This is a genomic window from Pseudonocardia sp. Cha107L01 (assembly GCF_052566575.1).
Window position 1 is genome coordinate 7031224 of the sequence record NZ_CP199579.1, and the last position, 22283, is coordinate 7053506.

Annotated in this window: 14 protein-coding genes, 2 pseudogenes and 1 riboswitch; of the genes and pseudogenes, 9 read left to right on the forward strand and 7 right to left on the reverse strand. The window is 66.9% G+C overall.

The window, feature by feature from the left end; all coding sequences use genetic code 11:
* The first annotated feature begins 130 nt into the window (after window positions 1-130).
* The 3 genes and pseudogenes from ACTXG6_RS33150 to ACTXG6_RS33160 all read left to right on the forward strand — a co-directional run.
* A complete protein-coding gene (locus tag ACTXG6_RS33150) occupies window positions 131-853 on the forward strand; it encodes a hypothetical protein (RefSeq protein WP_445183340.1) in 723 nt (240 codons plus the stop codon).
* A complete protein-coding gene (locus tag ACTXG6_RS33155; protein WP_445183341.1) occupies window positions 823-1821 on the forward strand; it encodes a PucR family transcriptional regulator in 999 nt (332 codons plus the stop codon). Before ACTXG6_RS33150 ends, ACTXG6_RS33155 begins: the two co-directional genes overlap by 31 nt.
* A 164-nt stretch (window positions 1822-1985) precedes the next feature.
* Window positions 1986-2266, forward strand: a pseudogene (locus tag ACTXG6_RS33160) (DUF4158 domain-containing protein); the annotation flags it as partial.
* A gap of 294 nt (window positions 2267-2560) precedes the next feature.
* On the opposite strand, the gene mihF reads toward ACTXG6_RS33160, so the two are convergent.
* Complete coding sequence (gene mihF, locus ACTXG6_RS33165) at window positions 2561-2791, reverse strand: integration host factor, actinobacterial type (protein ID WP_445183342.1); 231 nt, start codon at window positions 2789-2791, stop codon at window positions 2561-2563.
* A gap of 484 nt (window positions 2792-3275) precedes the next feature.
* Window positions 3276-4142: a helix-turn-helix transcriptional regulator gene (locus ACTXG6_RS33170; RefSeq protein ID WP_445183343.1), complete on the reverse strand. Its 867-nt coding sequence runs from the start codon at window positions 4140-4142 to the stop codon at window positions 3276-3278.
* 249 nt (window positions 4143-4391) lie between these two features.
* Here ACTXG6_RS33170 and ACTXG6_RS33175 point away from each other — a divergent pair.
* Window positions 4392-5313, forward strand: a pseudogene (locus ACTXG6_RS33175) (aldo/keto reductase).
* Window positions 5314-5860: 547 nt separating this feature from the next.
* On the opposite strand, the gene ACTXG6_RS33180 reads toward ACTXG6_RS33175, so the two are convergent.
* From ACTXG6_RS33180 to ACTXG6_RS33190, 3 genes are all read right to left on the reverse strand, one after another.
* Window positions 5861-6106, reverse strand: coding sequence for a hypothetical protein (locus ACTXG6_RS33180; protein ID WP_445183344.1), 246 nt, complete (start codon window positions 6104-6106; stop codon window positions 5861-5863).
* 1399 nt (window positions 6107-7505) lie between these two features.
* Window positions 7506-7691, reverse strand: coding sequence for a DUF1918 domain-containing protein (locus ACTXG6_RS33185; protein WP_445183345.1), 186 nt, complete (start codon window positions 7689-7691; stop codon window positions 7506-7508).
* A 183-nt stretch (window positions 7692-7874) separates the two neighbouring features.
* On the reverse strand, window positions 7875-8507 hold the full coding sequence (locus ACTXG6_RS33190; RefSeq protein WP_445183346.1) for an integrase core domain-containing protein: 633 nt from the start codon (window positions 8505-8507) through the stop codon (window positions 7875-7877).
* Between the two features lie 3584 nt (window positions 8508-12091).
* Here ACTXG6_RS33190 and ACTXG6_RS33195 point away from each other — a divergent pair.
* Window positions 12092-12286 (forward strand): hypothetical protein, encoded by a 195-nt coding sequence (locus ACTXG6_RS33195; protein WP_445183347.1) that lies wholly within the window; start codon window positions 12092-12094, stop codon window positions 12284-12286.
* A 572-nt stretch (window positions 12287-12858) separates the two neighbouring features.
* Here the strand turns inward: ACTXG6_RS33195 and mgtA are convergent.
* A complete protein-coding gene (gene mgtA, locus ACTXG6_RS33200) occupies window positions 12859-15612 on the reverse strand; it encodes a magnesium-translocating P-type ATPase (protein ID WP_445183348.1) in 2754 nt (917 codons plus the stop codon).
* Between the two features lie 321 nt (window positions 15613-15933).
* On the opposite strand from mgtA, the gene ACTXG6_RS33205 reads away from it, so the two are divergent.
* On the forward strand, window positions 15934-16317 hold the full coding sequence (locus ACTXG6_RS33205; protein WP_445183349.1) for an ArsR/SmtB family transcription factor: 384 nt from the start codon (window positions 15934-15936) through the stop codon (window positions 16315-16317).
* A 34-nt stretch (window positions 16318-16351) separates the two neighbouring features.
* Here ACTXG6_RS33205 and ACTXG6_RS33210 read toward each other — a convergent pair whose 3' ends face one another.
* On the reverse strand, window positions 16352-17320 hold the full coding sequence (locus ACTXG6_RS33210; RefSeq protein ID WP_445190158.1) for a VWA domain-containing protein: 969 nt from the start codon (window positions 17318-17320) through the stop codon (window positions 16352-16354).
* Window positions 17321-17531: 211 nt separating this feature from the next.
* Window positions 17532-17713: riboswitch (M-box (ykoK) riboswitch) on the forward strand.
* Window positions 17714-18349: 636 nt separating this feature from the next.
* Between ACTXG6_RS33210 and ACTXG6_RS33215 the strand changes: the two genes are divergently transcribed.
* From ACTXG6_RS33215 to ACTXG6_RS33225, 3 genes are all read left to right on the forward strand, one after another.
* Window positions 18350-20011 carry an NRAMP family divalent metal transporter gene (locus ACTXG6_RS33215; protein ID WP_445183350.1) on the forward strand — a complete coding sequence of 554 codons (1662 nt, stop codon included), beginning with the start codon at window positions 18350-18352 and terminating at the stop codon, window positions 20009-20011.
* 219 nt (window positions 20012-20230) lie between these two features.
* Complete coding sequence (locus ACTXG6_RS33220) at window positions 20231-21676, forward strand: magnesium transporter MgtE N-terminal domain-containing protein (protein ID WP_445183351.1); 1446 nt, start codon at window positions 20231-20233, stop codon at window positions 21674-21676.
* A gap of 165 nt (window positions 21677-21841) precedes the next feature.
* Window positions 21842-22252 carry a hypothetical protein gene (locus tag ACTXG6_RS33225; protein ID WP_445183352.1) on the forward strand — a complete coding sequence of 137 codons (411 nt, stop codon included), beginning with the start codon at window positions 21842-21844 and terminating at the stop codon, window positions 22250-22252.
* Window positions 22253-22283 lie beyond the last annotated feature (31 nt).

Below are 22283 nucleotides of genomic sequence, written 5' to 3' on the forward strand. Positions count from 1 at the left end.
TTGTTTCGGGTTGACGAGTGTGGCCTTCAGTTCGGCGCAACAGGTTTGGATCTGCACCAAAACGGTCAGCCCTACTGGTGGGAGCCACCCGCGAAGTCGCCGAACCGGGCCATGGCGAGGAGTTCGTTCGATGGACGACCGCGAATTGAACGAGGCGCTGCGGGATCAGATGTCCAACCTCTGCAGTGTGTTCGCGTTGTCGATGATGCTTTTCGACCGCGTGGACGAGGAGGAGATCCTCAAACTGGTGACCAGCTCGGTGCCCGCACTCGGGCCGTTCGAAGCCGAAGGCACCTATCTGGTGCGGGACGACCTGCGGCGCGGCGCGGACGGCAGTGCGATACGGCGGGACCCGCTGGCCGTCCTCGCCGGAGCGGACGGGCAGATCGATGTGCTGGGGACGACCTGGGCATGGGCCTACCCGCTGCGCGCGGTGGGCGGCCACGCCGGTTATCTCGTCGTGTCCTCGGGCACTGAACCGTCGACGGACGAACAGTTCCTGATCAGGACCCTCGCTCAACAGGCTGGGGCCGCGTTGACCAGCGCCACCCTCTACCGCAACGAGCAGGTCGCCTCCGCGGAGTTGCGCGAGAAGAACGCTGAGCTCGCGTCGGTCAACGACGAGCTCACCCTCGCGGTGGCGGCACTGGAGCGACGCACCCGGATACACGAGACCCTCTCTCGCGTCTCCGCCACCGGGGGCGCCGAGCCGGGGATCGCCGCGGCGCTCGCCACGCTGACCGGGCTGGCTGTCGTCCTGGAGGACCGGTTCGGCAACCTCCTCGCGTGGGCCGGCGGTGACGAGCCGACCCCAGCCCCCGGTTGTCGGCCCGAGCCAGGACCGAGCTGCTGAGCCGCATCCAGCGGAGCGGTCGACCGATACGCGACCGCGACCGGATCATCGCGCTGGCCCAGCCCCGCGACGAGGTTCTCGGCGTGCTCGCGCTGGTCGACCCCGAGGGCCGGGCAGGACGGCTGGAGCTGTTCGCGCTCGAACACTCGGCGGTCATCCTGGCCATGGAGCTGGCTCACCAGCGCAGCCTGGCCGAAGCGGAGCTGCGGCTGCGCGCCGACCTCGTCGATGACCTGCTGACCGGCACCGGCGACGACAGCGCACTCGCACGTTCGGCCGCGCTCGGCCACGACCTCCGCCCGCCGCACCAGGTCCTGGTGGTGAGCTGGCCGGGCATCGACAACGAGGAGAAGGTCTGCCGGGCGGTCGACCAGGAGGTCACCAGGATCACCCAGGCTCGCGCGCTGCTCACCCGCAGGGGCGGGAAGGTAGTGCTGATCGCTCCCGCCCGGGAAGGCGACGACGGCGCGCACAACTGGGACGAGCTGTACCGACGGATGGGCCGGGGGCTGCCGTCGGCGGAAGCCGCCGTCGGCGTGGGCCGACTGTGCCCGCTGCCCTCCGACCTGCCTCGGTCCTACGTCGAGGCACTACGTGCGCTGCGGGTCCGGCGGGCGTCCGCGACCAGCAGCGGGGTGACGACGTTCGAAGAGCTCGGCTTCTACCGGATGCTGGGCAGCGGGGAGAGCACCCGCGAGGTGGGCGAGTTCATCCGCGAATGGCTTGGGCCACTCATCGACTACGACGAGACCCACCATTACGACCTGGTCTCCACGCTGTGGCAGTACTACGAATGCGGGGGCAACTACGACGCGACAGCACGGGCGTTGCTGATCCACCGCAGCACCCTGCGCTATCGCCTGCGCCGCATCCGGGAGCTCACCGGCCACGACCTCGGAACCGTCGACACCCGGCTCAACCTGCACATCGCCACCAGGGCGTGGCGGATCCTGCACGGGCCCTCCTAATAGCGGCGGCGGGGCTTGGACCCGGTTGCGCCCGGGTGTCCTGACCTGGTCCTCCTGCTGTCCCTCCCGCCCGGCCCTAGCACCCCGCCGCGTCCGCGCAAAGGCCGCTCACGGCCGACCGTGGACGGGGTCGAGGTAGTAGTCAGGAAATTTCGGGCGGATTCGTGCCGGACAAGGTGTCCACCGCACCGCCGGTGGCGGTGGCTCGGTTGGCCGATCAGTTGGGTGTTGACCCCGTTGAGCTGCGGTCCTACGGCCGGCGGGCGAAGACCCGCACCGAGCATCTGAGGCTGGTCGCGCAGTACCTGGGGTGGCGCCCGCCTCGACTCCGGAGCTGAAGGAGCTCGACGAGTTCCTGCTCGCGCGGGCGATGGAACACGACTCGCCCACGCTGCTGTTCCGGTTGGCGTGCGAGTACTTGATTTCCGCGCACGTGATCCGACCCGTCCTCTCGACCGGGACGAAGCCTCCCCAAGCACCACCCCCGGAGCAGCGACGGCGTGCCGATAGTGCGGTCAACGGAGCTTTGTGCCCACGGCCCGTCCACCAGCACGATCAATTCACGATCAGCGGCTATCTGCTCGGCGAGGCTCGGGCGACGAGTCGAGCGGCTTGTCCACGAACCCTCGATCGGCGCCGCCGGCACGCCGTCAGGACGCGAGCACAGGGCCGAACCGTCGTGATGGGAGAAGTCCGGAGTGCGTCGTCCCTCGCTGGTGCGGGGAACAGAGTCTGCGTCCTAGCTGAGCTCGGCCAGCAACGCGGTGCGTTGACGTTCGCCCAGCCCGGCAACGCGGCGATTGGTAGCAATGCCGGCATTGTCCATCAACGCCTCGACGCTCACCGGCCCGAGACCGGGAACGGCGTTCAGCAACTGCGTCACCTTGATCTTGGCGACGACCGGATCTGGGCTCGGCGCGGACAGCAGCTGCGGCACCGTCTTCTCGCCGCTTTTGAGCGCGGCGATCACCTCGGCGCGAGCTTTCCGGGCTTCCATTGCCTGGCCAGTGCGGCGGTGCGCTGCTCTGGAGTCAATGTGGGCAGTGCCATCCGGGTAGGTCCCCTTCGGTGGTGTTGCCAGAGCGCGCGGTGCGGCCCGGTCGCGTCTTGCGCGAGCCATCGTTTCAGCCCGGTTACCTGGTTCGGCACTCGGGACGGTCGGGAGGTGTACCGGGCGAGCGCTGGCATGTGTCATGGGGCGGATTGTGGAGCGACGGTAGAACGACGGTGGTTCGGCGCCGTGAAAGTGGCAGTACGTCGGGGTGCCGGAACCCCCGCGCGGATGTGGTCGTGGGTACGTCCGCCGGATGCCTAGGCTTCGCGAGACCGGAGACCCGCTAGCACGGCTGATCGCTACCGGAGCCCGGCTACGCCCGGGCCCGGATCTCAGGCGCGCGCGGCGCTCAGGGGCGGCGCCTGTTGTCGTCGTGCCGGTGACCAGCTAGTCGAGCCGTTCAGCTACGGATATTTCTGGTCTGTTCGTGTTCTTCGTCCTGCGCGGTGGTGGTGGCCAGGAGCGCGAGCGCCTGGGCGCTGGCGCTGCCGGGCGCCGCGTAATGCACGGCCAGTGTCTGGTGGTCTGTGTTGGGGATCGGCAGCTTCTCGGAGTGGAGTTCGAGTGGTCCGACCAGGGGGTGGTCGATCCGCGCGGCTCCGCTGCGTTTGGTGTGGACGTCGTGTCGCGCCCAGAGTTGGCGAAAGCGCTCGCTGCGGACCGAGAGCTCGCCGACCAGTTCGTTGAGGCGGGGATCGTCGATGTCGGGGCCGACCCGGACCCGCAGGCTGGCGACGGTGCTCATGGTGACGTCTTCCCAGTTGCCGTAGATGTCGGGTACGCGCGGGTCGAGGAAGACGGCACGAACGAGGTTCTCCCCTTTGGTGTAGAAGGGGACGAGCGCGGTTGCGAGGGTGTTGGCGGCGAGAATGTCCATGTAGCGGCCGTAGACGTAGGCGGGGCTCTGGTTCCAGGACGCGATCAGCTCGAGGATGCCGGCGGGCACCTTCTCCGGCGGCGGGGTTTTGCGGCGTCGGCGGGCTGGCGGGGTGGCCAGCTGGTGGAGATGGGCGGTGGCGGCGTCGTCGAGTTGCAGGGCTCGGGCGAGGGCGTCGAGAACCTGTGGTGAGGGGTGCTGGTCTCGTCCTTGCTCGAGGCGGATGTAGTAGTCGCTGCTGACGCCGGCCAGCATCGCTACCTCTTCGCGGCGCAGCCCGTGCACCCGTCGGCGGGCGCTGATGTCCGGGATCCCGATGTCCTGAGGCCGGACTAGCTCACGGCGGGCGCGCAGGTACTCGCCGATCGGGTTCTCATGCGCCACCGCCACGACGCTACGCCTTCCGTCGCGTCGATCCAGGCCCTGCCACTACCAGGACAACCAGGTCTCTGGTGCGGCCGCGGGGCGCGGCTCAGCCTCTGTATCTGACGACCAACCCCAATCCGGCTGCTCGCCGACGCCGGAACGTGCGGTGCCTGGCCCACCCGGCAATCCTGATCAAGAGGAGCGACACGCACCGTGGAATACGTGAAGCTGGGATCGACCGGACTTGATGTGTCGAGGATCTGCCTGGGTGGGATGAGCTTCGGCGTCCCCGGGCAGGGCGAGAACAACTGGTCCCTCGACGAGGACGCCGCGCGCCCGCTCATCCGCCGCGCGCTGGAAGCGGGCGTCAACTTCTTCGACACCGCCAACGTCTACTCGGCCGGCAGCAGCGAGGAGATCCTGGGCCGCGCGTTGGGGGAGTACGCCGACCGCGCCGAGATTGTGCTGGCGACGAAGGTCAGGGGCCCGGTGCGGCCGGGGCCGAACGGGGCCGGGTTGTCGCGCAAGGCCGTCATGACCGAGATCGACAACAGCCTGCGTCGGCTCGGCACTGACTACGTCGACCTGTATCAGATCCACTCTTGGGACCCGACCACTCCGATCGAGGTCACGATGGAGGCGCTGCATGACGTCGTCAAGGCGGGTAAGGCGCGCCACATCGGCGCGTCGTCGATGTGGGCTTGGCAGTTCGCGAAGGCGCAGCACACCGCTGTTCTGGGTGGCTGGACCCGTTTTTCCACCATGCAGAACCACTACAATCTGCTTTACCGCGAGGAGGAGCGCGATGCTCCCGCTCTGCGCTGATCAGGGCGTCGGGGTCATCCCGTGGAGCCCGCTGGCCCGGGGCCGGCTCACCAGGGACTGGGACGCCATCACCGCGCGCAGCGAGATCGACATGTGGGGGGACCTCTACCCGGAGACCGACCGCCACATCGTCGAACGCGTGGCCGAGGTCGCCGAGAAGCGCGGTGTTCCCCGCGCGCAGGTCGCGCTGGCCTGGCTGCTGAGCAACCCGACCATCACGGCCCCGATCCTCGGCGCCACGAAAGTCGGGCACCTCGACGATGCCGTTGCCGCCGTCGACCTGGAACTCGACATCACCGAGATCGCCCTACTCGAGGAGCCTTACCAGCCGCACCCAGTAGGGCGTTACCTTCCCGAATTGCGCCGCTGACGCGAGCGGGCCCATCGACGATCTTCCTACCGACCGCCGTTGACCCTGTGAACACAACTTTTGCGATCCCGGGGACGCCGCTCGCCCACTCGACGCGGACACCGCGCGGGCACTGCACGCGATCGCTGGGCCCGATAGTCGCTGGTCGGAAGCGCACAGGGTCATCGGGCCAGCAGCTGCGGTCCGGCTCCAGCAGCTAGGCCTGGTCCGTCGCCGACCACGGGCCGGCTACCTCGAACTGACCGACGACGCCCCGCTACTCCCTCTTCCCCGACACCACATGACCCGACTCGGCTCGGCTGCGTACCCGCCGCCAAGCCGCCGGGTACGCGGCATCACCCCCGGCGTAGCACCCGCTCGTGGACTACCAGCATGTCGACAACACTCCCCAACTCCTGGACGCCGGGGTCCCCGCATGATCCACCTCCACTCTCGTTTCCCTGACGCCATCACTCTCATTCTGCTGACGCATCCACTCTCATTCACCTGACGCTCGACACGGATTTCGGTGTGCCGCGACCAGTCGAGATGCGGTTCGACCGCCCTGTCAGCGGGCGGTGCGGGGAGCCAGCCCGCCGGGATGCGCGGTGTCGAGCGCGGCGGCGGCGTTCTGTAGCGCGGTGAACAACCGGCGGTGGTGCCAGTGCTCGCGGGCGAGCGCGGTGGTGTCGTCGCCGAGTTGTTCGCAGAGCAGGCCGAGCAAGGCGATCCAGTCCGGGGCGGCGGGCTTGGGCCGCAGCGTCCGCTCGATGACATCGTGAACGACGGTAGGGGTGGGATCGCTGTCGGCCAAGGCGCGCTCTGGCGTCACGCAGCGCCCACGCCAGCTGTTTGCACGTCGGTGAGCAGTACATCGCAGGCCGCCCCTTGCTTCGCTGCGCGAAACGCTTCCCACACCCGCGCCGGCGGCACTCACGCTGGACCACGCGTTCGCTGAATCCAGCGGACGTGTCTATCCGGAAGCCTCCAGGCTGGCACGTCCAGATTGCTTCCGCCGTCGGCGCGGCCACCCAAGACGCCTAGGCCCACGGTCATGACATCAAGGACGGGGTCCGGTGGGCCGACGCGCAGCTGTTCGATGGCGGACACAGCCCGCCCAGCCGATGCTCCCGGCCCACGTAGCAGCGAACCTCGCTCTAGCGAAGCTCCGGGTGCCGCCCTCGAGTGAACCTAATGAGCCGACCTCCCGTCGGGTGGCCACCTTGACCCCGCCTCCACGACCGGCGGCCCCACCGGTCCCCAGGTGGTCCCCACGCCGGCAACAGCTGGATCAACCACTCGGCAGCTCTCCGACAAAAGGAAAGGCCCGCTGACCTGGAGTAACTCCAAGTCAACGGGCCTGTCGCCTTCCTGTCGGGACGACAGGATTTGAACCTGCGACCCCTTGACCCCCAGGGTAGTCCGGACATGCTCCTGACCAGCGAAAACGCCAACCTCGCTGGTCAACGCCACCCGGTTGGGCACCGTTGCGCCGCGTTGAGGCGCGTTGAGTGCTGTCGTTCGGGTTCTCCCGCTCCATCACCGCTCCATCGAGAAGGAGCGACCCGATCGACGATACGGAGATCCGCAACGGAACCTGACCAGCATCGGCGCCGCCGCTAACGTGCCCCTGTCGTTGAAATGACTGACTAGCCAGCAGCTTCCGGGCACCGATGTGGATCCGGATCTAGAAGGGCCACCGTTGATTGAACCGGGCAGCCAGCCTCGCGTCGGCGCCAGCGAGGCGTCCCGCGGGCACGATAGCCAGCAGCACCAACGGGAAGAGGTCCAAGGGGTACACGCGTCAAATGTCATCACCCACAGACACCCGATGGCCGCACCGACACAAGTTGATCGTCCACAATGGTGCCGTGATTAGGCGGCTGCGGTGGATAGCGTGGTAGCAAATGCCTGTTTCGGGTTGTAGTGCTCGCGGCTTTCCAGGCAGTGATGAAGTTGACTGAGGAAGCGATTGAACAGGGTGCGCAGGCCGCGGGGTGCCCGTCGCCGCGGGCTCGAAGCCGGTCGTAGTGGGCACGGGCCTCAGGTGAGGCGGTGAGCGCGGCGAAGGTCCAGGTACAATCTGCGGCCGCCAGCCGCTGGTTTTTCACCTTGCGCTGCTTGATCACTACTAGTTTCCTGAGTCGGAAGTTCTTGCACCGCCTCCGGCTCCCAGACGCCGCCTCGCTGCGTTCGTTCAGTGCGACTGTGGATCAATCCGCTGGGCGCAGTTGAGCATCCGGGCCGGGGAAATAGATCGACTCGTGGCCATCGTCCCACCGGACCCGGTAGTGCTCGTTGTCCTGGTCTCCGAGTACTTCGAGCACGTCGCCGTGGCGGCGCCGCGTGTCGAGTTTGGCGGTCTCGATGACGATGTGGTCGCCCGTCTTGGCGTGCATCACCGTCTCCTCTCGTGTGTCCGCGTTTAGCGTCCCGCTGACTGGCCGTGTCGACAACACCTTGCCGGAGTCGTCGGAGCCGTCGACGACACTGGACTCCGCCAAGTTCAGGAAGATGCGACTACCACGCGCACGTCCACCTTGTGGGGTTCAGAACTCGGTCTGTGGCGTTGATCTGCACGTCTATGCCGCGCGTTCGTACTCGTTGATCAACCCTGCCAGGACCGCTTGCCGCTTGATCTGTTCGTGGTGGAGGTCAGTTACGGGGTGTTCTGGTTGCGGTGGACGTAGCTGGCGGGCGCGATGGGGTCTTCGCCCGTTGTAGTGGCGGACGTAGCTGGCCAACACGGTCCTCAGTTGTCGTTCACCAAAGATCAACATGTGGTCGGTGAGCTCAGCTCTCGCGGTCAGCACGAATCTTTCGGCGAAGCAGTTCGCCCGCGGACAACGAGGCGGGATCTTCACGACCCTGATACCCCACCTGCCACGACGGCATCGAACGCGGCGGTGAACTGACCGGCCCGATCGCGGACGAGGAGCCTGAACTCGGCGGCCAGCTCCCCCAAATTCATCATGAGATTGCGGCCTGCGCTGAGTCGCCCACGGACCGTCCGGGTGCCCGGTCAGGCCGAGGACGTGCACGTAGCGGCTCCGAACTTCCATCGCGAACAGCACGTAGATCCGCTGCAGCGTGACCGCCCAACGCGTGCAGGGCAAACCCGATCGTGCTGCACGCCATCCCAACCAGCCACCATGAGTGACGCAGGGTTGCCCGCACGAACCCGGCGAGTTGTCGGGGTGCCAGCCCCCGAGCATTCGGCACCTGGCCAGCACTGCGATGCTCCAGAAGGGCCGCTACCGCGAAGGCCCCCGCGGCGCACAAGCCAACGGGTAGGCGAGAGGTTAGCCAACGCGGACAACTTGAACCCATCTAGGGATGCGCGCGAGACCTACCAAGTCAGCGGGCACGAATCGGTCAGCTACCCCGGCGCAGGACCCGTCGGCGCCGGGAGCGCAGCTGTCCCCAGAATCACAACCATCCCCGCAATCACCACAGCCATCACCGTTTTCTCGTTCGGAATCCGGCTGGGCCGTTCACAACCTATAGACAATGATCAACAGCGCATCAGAGGTCATGCTGCCCATATCGGTCGGTGGATTCAGTCTCAGCGTTCGGTTGTACCTACTGCGGCCGCCGTCGTGGGATCGCCATAGGCCTCGATGTACACAGCCGCCAGGTCGCTAGACGCCTCGTCCTTTGTAGTCCCGCTGTGCATCATCGGGTTCGCGTCGAGTTAGACCAGTTCTAAACGAATGTAGTTGCGAACTCAAGCAAGGGGATGCACTCGACCGCTCCTTCGTTGATAACGATACTGAGCCCTGGCGGAACCTGAGGAAATCCTCAGCCGATGAACAGTAAGGATGTCATCCATGACACCGATACCTGAAGGACTTCTCAGTAAAAGCCCAGAAGAATCATGGCCGCGCAGCGAATTCGCTACGGTACGGCGCAGCAGACGCGGATCCACACCGGCTTGACCACACGGGAAGCTTGAAGACACGGGAAGGGAGCGCCATAGGCTCGTAGCATGGTCCGAATACAGACGCAGCGGTTCGGCTACTTCGATAGGGGCCATCAGTCGGCGGGAACGATCCGAGAGCGTTCGATTAAGACGGACGGATCACTCCAGACAGGACCGGCCTCCCTGCTTCGAGATCATTTTCAGCATGTCCACCGAAGTGGTTATCAGCGGGGATTCCTCCCGGCACCCGGATTCGAGATACGGCCTGACCTGGAACCAAGACCGGTTCCGGCTGGACCATGATCAGGAATCGACGAGGGCAGCATGGCATCGTCTGCGTCAGGTCCTCGTCAACACTGCGGCACGTTCTTCGCTCTCCGCCGTCGCATCGTTGTTGATCTGATCGACTTGAAGGAGCCATGATGCTTCATCGTCTTACTGTCACAGCGCTCGGAGCCGCTGTGGCGGTCACCCTCATCGCCAGCGGGGCCAATAATGGGCAGCTTGCCCTCGCTGGCATGAGTAGCCCGCTGTTCACGCCCGCCACCTCCGCAGCACCTCCACCTGCGCCGAAGAAGTGTCCGGCCAACTTCGCCTCTGCGATGATCGGCGGGCAGTCAAAGTGTCTGGCTCCCGGGCAACAATGCCAGCAGCAGAACGCTAAGGACTACACTCGCTACGGTTTTACTTGCAACAAGGTGAGTAATCGCTATCAATTGACTAAGTCGACGACCAGTAAGCCGTCGACCGGTAAGCCCTCAACCACCAAACCTGCGCCGCCGAAGCCCCCGCACCACTAACCAGGCGGTCAGCGGCGAGTGGCCGGCACAGCGTCCGTCCGCTCGCCCGCTGGCCCGTAAATCGTCATGCGCGACCATTCCACCAGCGGATACGGGCCCGCCGGTGGAACGGCATCACTGCACCTACATCCGCATCCGACCGTGGCATTGGAAAAGCGGGCGAACCACGCGCCCTCGGCTGCACGAACGCCAGACGCTTCACATCCAGTCTTTGCGCTTGAACAGCAGATAGAGTCCGCTTGGGCGCGAGCCGGCGCACGAGCAGCTCGCGCCAACCGGTGAACCGTCTGGTCCGCCGCTCGTAGTCGTGAGCCGGCGCGTGGCAGGCCTCGGGTAACGCCTCCCGCCACGGCAGCTCCCCCTGTCGCTCCCACTATGGCTCCCGCCTCGGTTCCGCCGGAGGATTGCGCGGTCCCGCTCGGAATGTCCGCGTGGGTCATGAGCCAGGGCGGACCCGTCTCACAGTGCAACTCGGCGAGTGGGGCCGGCGGCGATGGCGGTGCCAACTAGGTTCCCCGTGTCGGCGGGAGTTGACCGCGGACGAGGCCGATTGTCGCTCCATTGATCGCCAGCCGGTCTTTAGCGATTGGCTGCTAACCGACATATTTGGCGAACCTCAATCCACGCGCGAGAGGCGGTAAAGTTCCACGACACATCCAGGAGCCTCTACCGCCTCTCGCTGCGACGATCGATGGCGCGCCAGGGTCAGTAGTTCGCGCCGGTCCCGCCGCTACCGCCGGCACCGCCGGTGGCAGTGCACTGCGAGTTGTTGCCACCCTGGCCGATGATGCCGGCCGAAATACCGATCGGAAGCACGCAGTTCGAGTTAGCTTTGCCGCCGGCGCCTCCGGCGCCACCGGTGTTGTTGCCCTCGCCGTGACTGCCGGCGAACGCGGTCCCGCCGAAGAGAGTCGCTGCGCCTGTAGCGAGAGCGGCTGCGGCGACCGCGACTGCGGCGCGCTGGCCAAGCTTGCGATTCATATATCCTCCGATTGATCGGGCCAAGACACTATCGCCTCGACCACATTGGTTAGCAGTAGTGGGTGTGGATGAAGTTGTCCAGCAATCAACCGACAGTGTGTAACTGAATCACCCGCATGAGTGATTCACGCTAGGGTCATTGTGGCCCTTTCAGGTTGTAATATCCAAGGGTCGGTGCCGGCCAGTGATGGTATGACGAGTGGCCGTTCGGTCGAGTGACGAGCTTTTTGTGCGTTCACGATGGCGTCTTCAGATTTGGCGAGGTTGCCAGGTCGGTGAAGGTTTGACGAAGACTTTCGTGTGGGTGGAGGTGCTCAGATCGCGTACCTGGCCGACTCTCCCCTCGTTGTCGAGCATACGGGGAGTCCTGTTCGGCGTGGCGGCTTCTGGGTACGCCAGGGGCTGCGACGGCGGGGCGCAATGATTCAGCTTGAGCGTATTTGCAAGGTGTATCGGGCTGGTGATGTTGAGGTAAGGGCGCTCGACGATGTCGACTGACAATCGCCGAGGGCGAGATTGTTGCGATCTTGGGACTGTCGGGGTCCGACAAGAGCACAATGTTGAACATTTCTAAGTTGTCTGAATCTGCCCACTTCGGGTCGTTACCTACTCGACGGAGCGAGGTGTGGCGCAGGTTCGCGTCATAGATGAGCACACCGCGCAACACCGCGCAACACCGCGCAGGAGAGGATCGACAACGGTGATGGCGGGCAGGCTCGCCACCAGGGGCCGCCTGGAAGCAAGAAACTAGCCCGTGACGGTCCGCCGTGATCTAGTGGTGTGCGACAGATGACACAGCCGCTCGGGTCGAGCGCGATCTCCACCGTTGAACCCGGGGGTCGGGACTGCGGGTCGAACATGCGGTGACCGCGTCAGCAGGCCGGTCACAAACGTGGTCGTAGTCGCCGCCGCGACTCCCGCCGAAACGGGCTTTCGATCGGGCGGAACCTCCACCACAACCAGCAGCGTCGGAGAACCCGACCGGCTCGAGATGGAAACGCTGAAGACTTGCTTGAACACACACCCTCGCGGCGTCGGTGCAAGCGGCGTCCGGTTCTAGCATCGCCTTGACGACGTCAAAGGCAGGTGAGAGTGCATGGCACTTATCGCGCACGCCGTGCTACTGCTGATCGCCCTGGCCGCGCTATTCGTCGCGGCCGTCGCGCTGATGATCGGACGCCTGGTTCTCCTCGGCGTCCTGTTGACCGCAGCGGTCCTGTTCACCTCGGTCGAACATTTCGGTGGCCTCATCCACACTGACGCACGACACCCGTCGGCCGCACCCCGATAGTGTGCCGCGCATGGGCATCCTCCTCAGGCAAAATCGGTCGGCGTGGACGATCCCGCTCAAACGACAGCCGAAGACTCGGCTCTCACAGTGGTTCTGCACTGACAAGCCGACTCACGGATCATCCTGAGCTGCCCGCTGATCGGCCCGGACTAACACAGCCTTGTCAGAGTGAAACCGGTTTGTGGCGGCGACGCATGGCCACTGCTCGCCAGGTAGGCACTCCCACCAGCCTTGCCACGGCGGGTCCGCCCACCACCAGTCCAGCAGGTGGCACAGTTCGGGCAGATCTTGCCGCGCCGGCCAGGTCGCCCATGGCGTCCACGCTAGGCCGCCGCAGCGACACGAGGGCTCGCTTAGTCGGGGTCCGTGGGCGACGCCGACACTCTCGCCATCAGAATCATGGGCCAACTGTTCGCCGGGAGCCCCCAGTCCGGCGCTCCATCGGTTTCAGGACCTCGCGTCGAGTGGTCGGTCAGTCGTTGGTCCAGCCGGGTCTGGTGGGGCGCCGTGACCGCGCGCTCTGGGTCGTGGCATGACGAGGTCGCCGCCGTATCGGGCGCGGTCTACTCGGGCTACCACCAGGGCAGTCGACGGCGCAGATACAGGCGTTTGGCCAGCTCGGCGGCCAACCCGTAGCCGAGCAGCACGGCGGCGAGCCAGAGCAGGTAGCCGCCGGGTAGCGGCCGCATCCCGAGCGGGCCGGCCAGCGCGGTCAGCGGCAGCAACAGCCCCACAAGGGCAACAGTCAAGCTGGCGAGAAGGACGGGCCGGCCCGGCCTAGCGCCTCGCCAGCTCAGGACAGCGGTACGCAGTACGAACACCACAAGCAACTGCGAGCACAAGCCCTCGACGAACCAGCCGGTCTGGAATAGCGCGGGGTGGGTGCCGGTGTGGAACACCCACCACAGGACCGCGAACGTGGCCATGTCGAACAGTGAGCTGAGCGGGCCGAAAGCCAGCATGAACCGGGTCAGGCCGCCGGCGTCCCATTGTCGGGGACGGCGCAGGTACGCCGGGTCGACGCGGTCCCAGGGCAGCGCCAGCTGCGCGGTGTCATACAGCAGGTTTTGCACCACCAGCTGGATGGGTAGCATCGGCAGGAACGGTAGGAACACGCTGGCCGCGAGCACGGTGAGCACGTTGCCGAAGTTCGAGCTGGCGGTGATGTGCACGTACTTGAGCGTGTTGCCCAGGGTGCGTCGGCCCTCGGTGATACCTCGGGCGATCACCCCGAGGTCCTTCTCCAGCAGAATCAGATCGGCCGCGTCCTTGGCGACATCGGTAGCGGTATCGGCCGCGATGCCGACATCGGCAGTGCACAGCGCGGGAGCGTCGTTGACTCCGTCACCGAGGAAGCCGACCACATGCCCGCCCTCGCGCAGCGCGGCGACGATCCGCACCTTGTGCGCGGGGGTGAGCTTGGCGAACACGGTGTGGGACTCAACCAGCGCGCGCAGCGCGGTGTTGTCGGTCGCGTCGATCCGCCGGCCGGTCACGATCTCGCCGACGCGCACGCCGACTTGGGCACACACATGTGCGGTGACCTGCTCGTTGTCTCCGGTCAGGACCTTGACCGCCACCCCGTGCCGGCTCAGCGCACGGACCGCGTCCGCGACGCCCTCCCCGACAGGGTCCACGAAACCGATGAAACCCACCAGCATGAGCCCCGCCTCGTCGCCCTCGCCGTAGCGGGCGTACCGGGCCGGGCAGTGCTTGATCGCCACGGCCAGGATGCGCATCCCCTGCTTGGCGTGAGCGGCGACCACGTCGCGGGCCCGCGTCAGATCCGAGGGGCCGAACTCGGTGACCGTACCGAGCGCGGCGGCATGGGTGCAACGCGCCAACACCACATCCGGGTCCCCCTTGGTGATCAGCACATGCTCACCGGGTTCACGGCGCACCACCACAGTGGCGCGGCGGCGGTAGGGGTCGAAACCGATCTCGTCGACCTGCTGGTAGAAAGCCTCGATCAACAGATCCTCAGCGCCGGCGCTGACGCGGTCATCGGGGTGCCCCTTGGTGTTATCGGCGCTGTCGGCGAGTTGGGTGGCGATCGCGGAGTCGAAACGGTCACGGGGGCCGGTCTGGAAATGCAGGGCCAGGTAGGCGTATTCGGCGGCTTGGCCGTCGGGACGCCCCTCGGGGTCGATGCTGTGCGCGTAGGCCACCCGGTCCTCGGTCAACGTGCCGGTCTTGTCCACGCACAGCACATCGGTCGCGGCCAGGTCCTGGATCGCGTTCAACCGCTTCACGATGACTTTGTCCCGGGCCAGCCGCACCGCGCCTCGGGTCAGGTTGGTGGTCACGATCACCGGCAGCATCTCCGGGGTCAACCCGACCGCCACCGCCACCGCGAACATCACCGCGCGTGCCCAGTCCCCGCTCACCGCCCCGTTGACCGCGAGCACGATCGGCACCAACACCAGCATGAACCGCACCAAGGTCCACCCGACCCTGCGCACGCCCCGATCGAAACTGGACTCCGGACGCTCCGCGCTGGTGGTATGCCGGGCGATCGAGCCCGCATAGGTCTGTGCCCCGGTGGCGATCACCACCGTGGTGGCGGTACCGGAGACCACCGAGGTGCCGGCGAAGCACAGCGCGGGGGCGTCCACCAGCTCCGGTGCCACCTGGCGGCGGTCAGGGTGGCGGCGCCAGTGGTGGTGCGCGGTGCGCGGTGGTGCCGGCACCCGCTTGGACACGGGAACCGCCTCGCCGGACAGCGTCGACTGGTCCACCACCAGATCGGCGGCCGCCAGCACCCGAACATCGGCGGGCACCAGATCCCCCGGCGCGAGTAGCACCACATCGCCGGGAACCACGTCCTGACTGGGAATCTCCCGCTCGACGGGCGGGCACCCGTCGGTAGCGCGTCGGCGCACCGTCGCGGTCACGCTGACCTGTGCCCGCAACGCGGCCACCGAGCGCAGCGAACGGGTGTGCTGCCACAACCGCACCCCGACACTCAAAGCCACCATGGCCGCGACGGTCAGCGCCCCACGCGCATCCCCCAGCGCGGCGAACACCACGCCCAGACCGGCCAGCAGACCCACGAACGGGCTGCGCACCGCGGTAACCACCCGCCTCGCCAGACCGGCCTCGGCCGGGGCGGGCATCTGGTTGTCACCGCACCCGGCCAGCCGCACGGCCGCTTCGGCTTCCGTGAGGCCCTTCGGGGACGCGCTCAAGCAGCGAAACAACTCCAGTGGTGGCGAGTCCGCCAACTCACGCAAGCGGCCCACCACCGCCTCGGCCTCGGACCCGACCAGGCCACCCAGCCCAGCCGGGCTCGTTGAGCGCGAGGAGGTGTTCGAGGCTCGAGTCATGGCCCGGCCCTGTCAGTGGAGGCGATGCCCACGGTGATATCAGCGGTGTTGACCACAATGACCACCACTCAGACCGTCCCAGCCATCCCCGGGCCCTACCCCGGAACCTCGAGGCCAGGGGAGGTATCCACGTGGCGGCGACTACTTCCCTCACCGGTCACGAGCCCACCTCCTCGTCGCCATCGACACGAGCGTCCGCATCCCGACCGGTGGTCGGTGGCCCCGCTCCCAGTACACCGCCCACCTACCTGACAGTCAAACGCTTGTGCAAATATCGGTTGTAGGTCACGCTGTCGGACACCGCACCCGAAAGGACCGTTCGTGCCCACTGGCCCCCCGACCGACCCTCCTGAACACCCGCCGTCACCTGAAACCCTGCCACCTAAGTTGCTGCAGGACGCGGCCGCGACTTTCGGCTTGCTCGCGGCGACCGTGCGCCTGCACCTGGTCTGGCTGCTCGCCGACGGCGAGCAGGATGTGGGCACCCTGGCACAGCAGGTCGGGCAGAGCGTGGCCACCGTGAGCCACCACCTCGCCAAGCTCAAACTCGCCGGTCTGGTGCACGCCCGCCGCGAGGGCAAACGCCAAATCTACGTCGTCGACGACCCGCACGTCGTGGAGATCGTGCAGCTCGCGATCCGTCACCACAGCGAGCTGTACGACTCCCGCCCCAGTCGGTCCCGGGGACACCGCCGCGGCGCCTGAGCGCCGCGGGGTCCGCCATGCGGGCCGTTGAGCGTCAGCCGGGTAGCCGTTGCGAGCGGGTCAGGGCGATCGCTGCGGCGAGGATGCTGAGCAGGGTGCCCAGCGCGAACCAGGTCTTGCTGGTGTCGGCCTGGATGGTTTGGTAGCCGATCTGCGCACCGAGGGTGTCATAGACCTGGTGCAGTGCGGCGTTGCTCTGGGCGGGATAGAACTGCCCACCCGAGAGCCGCGCCACCTGGGCCAATGACGGATCGTCGACCGGGACCCCAACTTGTCGGCCCCCCAGGTCGATGGTGCCGTACAAGGTGCCGAAGGAGATGGTGCTGATCGGGATGTGCTTATGACCGGCCTCGGCGGCGAAGTCGAACTCGTCCCGGCCCGCGGTTTGTTTGCCGTCGCTCATCAACACGATCCGCGCCGGCGGCGGCCCAGCTTCGCTTCCCGGGATCTGCCGGTTGAACAGCTCGATCGCGTTCACCGCGGTGGCGATGGCTTCCCCGGTCGCGGTGGACTCGGCCAGCTTCAACGACTGGATCTGTCCCTGCACCGCCTCCCGGTCAGTCGTCGGGGGAACGAGCAGCGCGGGGGTGCCGGCGAACGACTCCAGCCCGAGGTTGATCGTCGAGGGCATAGCCTTGACGAAACTCGTCGCGGCGTCCTGGGCGGCCGCAAGCCTGGTGGGGGTGACGTCGTTGGCCCGCATGGACAACGACACATCGATCACCAACATCACCGTGGCCCGATTGCGCGGCACCTGAACCCGAGCCGTCGGGCCGGCCAACGCCACCGTCAACAAGAACAGCGCCACCAGCAATAACGCCGGCGGAAGATGCCGTGGCCAGCCAGGATGCCGCGGTGCGACACGTTCCACCGAGGCAAGATTGGCGAACCGCAGCACGTGACGAAAGGGCCGCTTCTGCGCCCACACATAGCCGGTCACCAGCACCGCCAGCACCGCGAGCAGCCCCAGCCATCCCGGCGTGGCGAACCCGTCGATCGCCAGACCCCGGGAGTCAACGCCGCCGAAGATGGGACCAGCATGAACAAGGAACGTCTCAGCGTGACCCGGACCCGTCCAATCCCAGGGCAACATGCGTCGATCCATCTTTTCGATCACCTGAGACGCCCTGACCGTCGGAAGCCGTGGGACGAACCACATTCTTACACTTGCACGAATACTTGACAGTGCGCTTAGGGCCGGGTCAACTGGTGGAGTAGCACCTCGTTCGGTGAGGCGTCTGCGCGGATACAGGCCACTGACCCTCCAGCGTCGAGAGACGCCCCAGGGTCAGGACAGGTCTCCCCGGCCTAAGGGGTGACCCCAAGTGGCTTCCCCGACCCGCACGGGGCGGGGATCACGCCGCGCAGTGCCAAAGCTCTGACGAGGGGGTGCCCGAGCCCGATCGTCGATATTGGTCGCGCGGTGCTCGCGCTGCGCGCAGACAGTGGTGGCACCCGCGTGTGCCTCGGCGGTGAGGAGGTGAGAGATGGGATCCGGCGATAGTCACGGTCCGAGTCCGGTTGCTCATATCCATTTCGCGCTGACCGACCACGGCCGCAATTAGCTGACCGCGCTGTAGCGCGGGGCTGTGGGTGATGCGGTGGCGCTCGTCTGAGGGGATGTCCGCGATGAGTCACGTCCTTTTCGATCTGCACTTCGGTTCCGTTCGCTTTCTCTCGATCCGGCTGTTGTCGGCGGCTCGGCTGCTGGCGAATCGCTGGCCTCGCCAGGTCACCCTGGGTCGGCGGGCAGCTGGTGGGGCCGGGCTGTTGCGTGCCGGGCAGGCACCGGGGCCGGTCCCGATGGTGATGACCGCGGCGTTTGGCGGCCGTACCTACACGCGCCCGGGCTCGGGCGAACCCCGTGTCCGGGGCTGGTGAAGGGATGATCCCGATGACCTCGAACACCCCGGCCCGCGGTGACGCCGCGGCCGGACCAACGCCAACCACCCCCGCCGCGCCAGCGCCAAAAGCGCACGCGCCGGCGGAAGGGGCCTCGCCGGCGCGGGCCACACCCGGGAACACCGCGCGCGTGGAAACGACGGCTACCACGGGAACGAAACCAGCCGCGCGGAGCGCGGTACTCGACGAGGCGCACCTGGGTGACATTCAGGGCGCGATGGGCACCATCCGGCTCGACGACCAGGACGGGCGCACCAGCCTGTCGCGGCGGTTGAAGACCCTGTTGGCCATCGTCGGCCCCGGTCTGATCGTCATGGTCGGCGACAACGACGCCGGCGCGTTCGGTACCTACACCCAGGCCGGGCAGAACTACGGCACCCGGTTGTTGTGGACGCTGCTGCTGTTGGTGCCGGTGCTATATGTCAACCAGGAGATGGTGCTGCGCCTGGGCGCGGTCACCGGTGTCGGGCACGCTCGGCTGATCCTGGAACGCTTCGGACGGTTCTGGGGCGCGTTCAGCGTCATCGACTTGCTCCTGCTCAACGCGTTGACCATCGTCACCGAGTTCATCGGGATCAGCCTCGGCCTGACCTATCTGGGCCTGCCCAAGGTGCCCGGGGTGTTGCTTGCCGCCATCGTCGTCGTGGCCGCCGCGTCGACGGGCAGCTTCCGCCGCTTCGAACAGGTCTGTTTGGTCCTCGTGTTCGGGTCGCTGCTGCTGGTGCCGATCCTGGTGATGGCACATCCGCCAATCGGGCAGGTCGTGCATGACTTCGTGGTGCCCGGGATGCCGAGTGGCTCGGAGTTGTCCACGGTGATGTTGCTGATCATCGCCATCGTGGGAACCACGGTCGCGCCGTGGCAGCTGTTCTTCCAGCAGTCCTACATCATTGACAAACGCATCACTCCCCGCTTCATCGGCTACGAGAAAGTCGATCTGTGGATCGGCATCCTCATCGTCGTACTCGGAGCGGGGGCGATGATGGCGTTCTGCGCGGCCGCGTTCGGCGGCACACCCGCCTTCGGGCAGTTCACCGACGCCGGCGGGGTCGCCACCGGACTGGGCACCTACGTGTCGAAGTCGGCCGGGGTGCTCTTCGCGCTCGCGCTGATCGACGCCTCCATCATCGGCGCGGCGGCGGTGTCACTCTCGACCGCTTACGCAATCGGGGACGTACTGGGGTTGCGGCACTCGCTGCACCGAAGCCCGAAAGAGGCCAAAGGCTTCTACGTCATGTTCACCGGGCTGCTCATCGGAGCCGCGGTCATTGTGGTCATCCCCGGCAGCCCGCTGGGCTTGCTGACCGAAGGGGTGCAAACCCTGGCCGGAGTGCTACTGCCCTCAGCGACAGTGTTCCTGCTGTTGCTATGCAACGACAGCGAGGTCCTCGGACCATGGGTCAACAGTCGAAAGCTGAACATCTTCACCAGCGCGGTCATTGCGATCCTGGTGATGCTTTCGATCGTGCTCACCGCCGCGGTGGTGTTCCCCAATATCACCGGCGGCGCGATCCTGACCATCCTCGCCGTGGGCAGTGTCCTGGCGATCGGGGCTGGGTTGTTCCTGGCCATCCGCCACCGGCTGCGCCGCCCCGGTGGTCAGGAGACCTCAGCTCCTCCGGTGGATCGGGAGCTGCGAGCGAGTTGGCGGATGCCCCCGCTGGCCCTGCTGACCCGACCCACGCTGAGCAGTGGACGGCGCCTCGGGTTGACCGTGCTACGCGGCTACTTGGTGATCGCCGTCGGCATGGTGATAGTTCGTGTCGTGCAACTCGCCCTGGCCCACCATTAGGTCCGGCGGTGACGCGATGCCCCCCGGGGATGCACCCGTTCGTAGCGGCCCAATGGCACTCCAGATAGCAGCGATCGCGCCATCATCAACAGACGCCACAGATGCCACCGTGGCCCTCGATGACCCAGCGATGACCTGGAAGGAACCCTGGTCATGAGCACTACATCACCCCAACCACCCACCAGTGGTGCCGAGCCGAACACCGCCACACCACCGGCCGTGTCATCAACCGAGTTCGGGCCGACGCTGTCGCTGTCACGGCTGCTGAGCCGTGCCGTCCTCGGCGCCCGCGAGCAAAAACTGGGCCATCTCTCCGATGTGATCGTCCGGCTGCGCGGTGTCGACTACCCCCTGGTCACCGGGCTGGTCGCCGACCTGGGCGGTCGGCGCGTGTTCGTGCCCGCCGACGCGGTCACCGACTGGAACACCGAGCAAGTCGTCCTGGCCAGCTCCCGGCTCGATCTGCGGGAGTTCGAACGCCGCGACGGTGAGGTGCTGCTGCGCACCGACATCCTCGGCCACCGCCTCATCGACATCCCCCGGGCACGGTTGGTCCGCGCCTACGACCTCGAACTCGCCCCCACCTCCGACGGGTGGGTGCTGGCCGGCGTAGACACCCGCAAAACCTCCTGGTGGCGCCGGCTGCTCGGCAAGACCGAACCCGCCCACGAACACCACGGCGATCACCAGCGCGAGGAGGAGGGTGGGGGGTGTCGGGACTGGAAGGCGTTCGAAGCGTTGATCGGGCACGAGCCCACCGTGCTGCTGCGCGGCCGCACCGGGCGGCTGCGCGGGCTCAAGCCCCCGCAAATCGCCGACCTGCTCGAGGAGGCCTCCCGGGAAGAACAGACCGAGCTACTCGCGCACGTGCACGCCGACCCCGAGTTGGAGGCCGACGTGTTCGAGGAACTCGACGACGACCGCCAATCCCGGCTACTGCGCGATCGGCCCGACCCAGAGATCGCCGCGGTACTGGCCCGGATGCGCGCCGACGACGCCGCGGACGCCATCGCCGACCTGCCCCAAGACCGGCGCAAGCCCGTGCTGGAACTGCTCCCGGCCGGGCAACGCACCAAGGTCACCGCCCTGTTGGGCTACAACCCCACCAGCGCGGGCGGGCTGATGGGCCTGGATTTCGTGGCGTTGCACCGCGGCGCGACGGTCGCCGACGCGCTCGAACGAGTCCGCAATGCGAAAACACTGCAACCCGAGGCGCTGACCACCGTGTTCAGCCTCAACCCACACGGCAAGCTGCGCGGCGCGGCCAGCCTTGTCGCGCTGCTACAGGCCGACCCCGCCGCCACGCTGCGCCAGATCGCCGAGCCCGACCCGGTACGGGTGCATCCCGACGCCGACCTCATCGACATCACCCTGCTGGTCACCGACTACAACTTGCTCAACCTGCCCGTCGTGGACGAGGAGGACCACCTCATCGGCGTGATCACCGTCGATGACGTCCTCGAATCGTCCGTACCCCGCAATTGGCGCCGCCGCGAACCCACCCCACACCCCGACACCACCGATGAAGTCGTCGACGACGAGAACGGCGACGGCCACGCGCAGGCCAGCCCCCAGCCGGCATCAGACGATTCCGCGCCACCCTCCACCGCGTCGGGCAACGGCACCGAGTCACCGACTCACCCACCGACACAGACATCACGCTGATCCACAGTGGGTGAGGAGGTTCCGATGCCTACCAACCGTCCGCCCGGGCCCGATGAGCATCCACACGAGCGCCCAGGCCAGTGCCCGCCCACCCGGGCGCCGGCCCAAGGGCCGCGCGGTCCGGCCGATCTGCCTAGGGCTGATCGCCCCAGCATCCAGGTCGCGATGGCAGCCTCGCTGCTGCGCCACGGCCGCGATCCGGTGCGCGTCGCCGAACTCACCCAGGTGCCATTGGCCCTCGTTGAACTGCTCGCCGAGCACCAGGACAGCCGCCGGCACTGCACCCGACCCAGAAGGTCAGCGGGCCCTCCGAGCTCCACCTTAAAGCCGGACTCGCCACCATCGTCGGCAGGGTCCGCGTGGCAGTACGTGGAAATGTCGCGGCCGTGGGCGACACCACGGCGGCCCATCCTGAGTAGGTCGCATGGTGGGCCGCTCGCGGCGATCCTGCCGATAGTGATGAACCTGGGATTGGCGCTGATCTGCATGGCGTCTCACCGGCCCGTGCTCGGCTCGGCCTCGCTGCTGGTCACCGCGGCGCTGTTCGTGTTGTCGGTAGTGTTCGCGTTGCGCTGATTCCCGCCGTCACTAGCGGCGCCGCCGCTGC

Coding starts and splice junctions, on each gene's coding strand:
- ACTXG6_RS33150 (WP_445183340.1), top strand. CDS start 131: ATGGACGACCGCGAATTGAACGAGGCGCTGCGGGATCAGATGTCCAAC.
- ACTXG6_RS33185 (WP_445183345.1), bottom strand. CDS start 7,691: ATGCACGCCAAGACGGGCGACCACATCGTCATCGAGACCGCCAAACTC.
- ACTXG6_RS33190 (WP_445183346.1), bottom strand. CDS start 8,507: ATGCTCGGGGGCTGGCACCCCGACAACTCGCCGGGTTCGTGCGGGCAA.
- ACTXG6_RS33195 (WP_445183347.1), top strand. CDS start 12,092: ATGGCACTTATCGCGCACGCCGTGCTACTGCTGATCGCCCTGGCCGCG.
- mgtA (WP_445183348.1), bottom strand. CDS start 15,612: ATGACTCGAGCCTCGAACACCTCCTCGCGCTCAACGAGCCCGGCTGGG.
- ACTXG6_RS33225 (WP_445183352.1), top strand. CDS start 21,842: ATGGCAGCCTCGCTGCTGCGCCACGGCCGCGATCCGGTGCGCGTCGCC.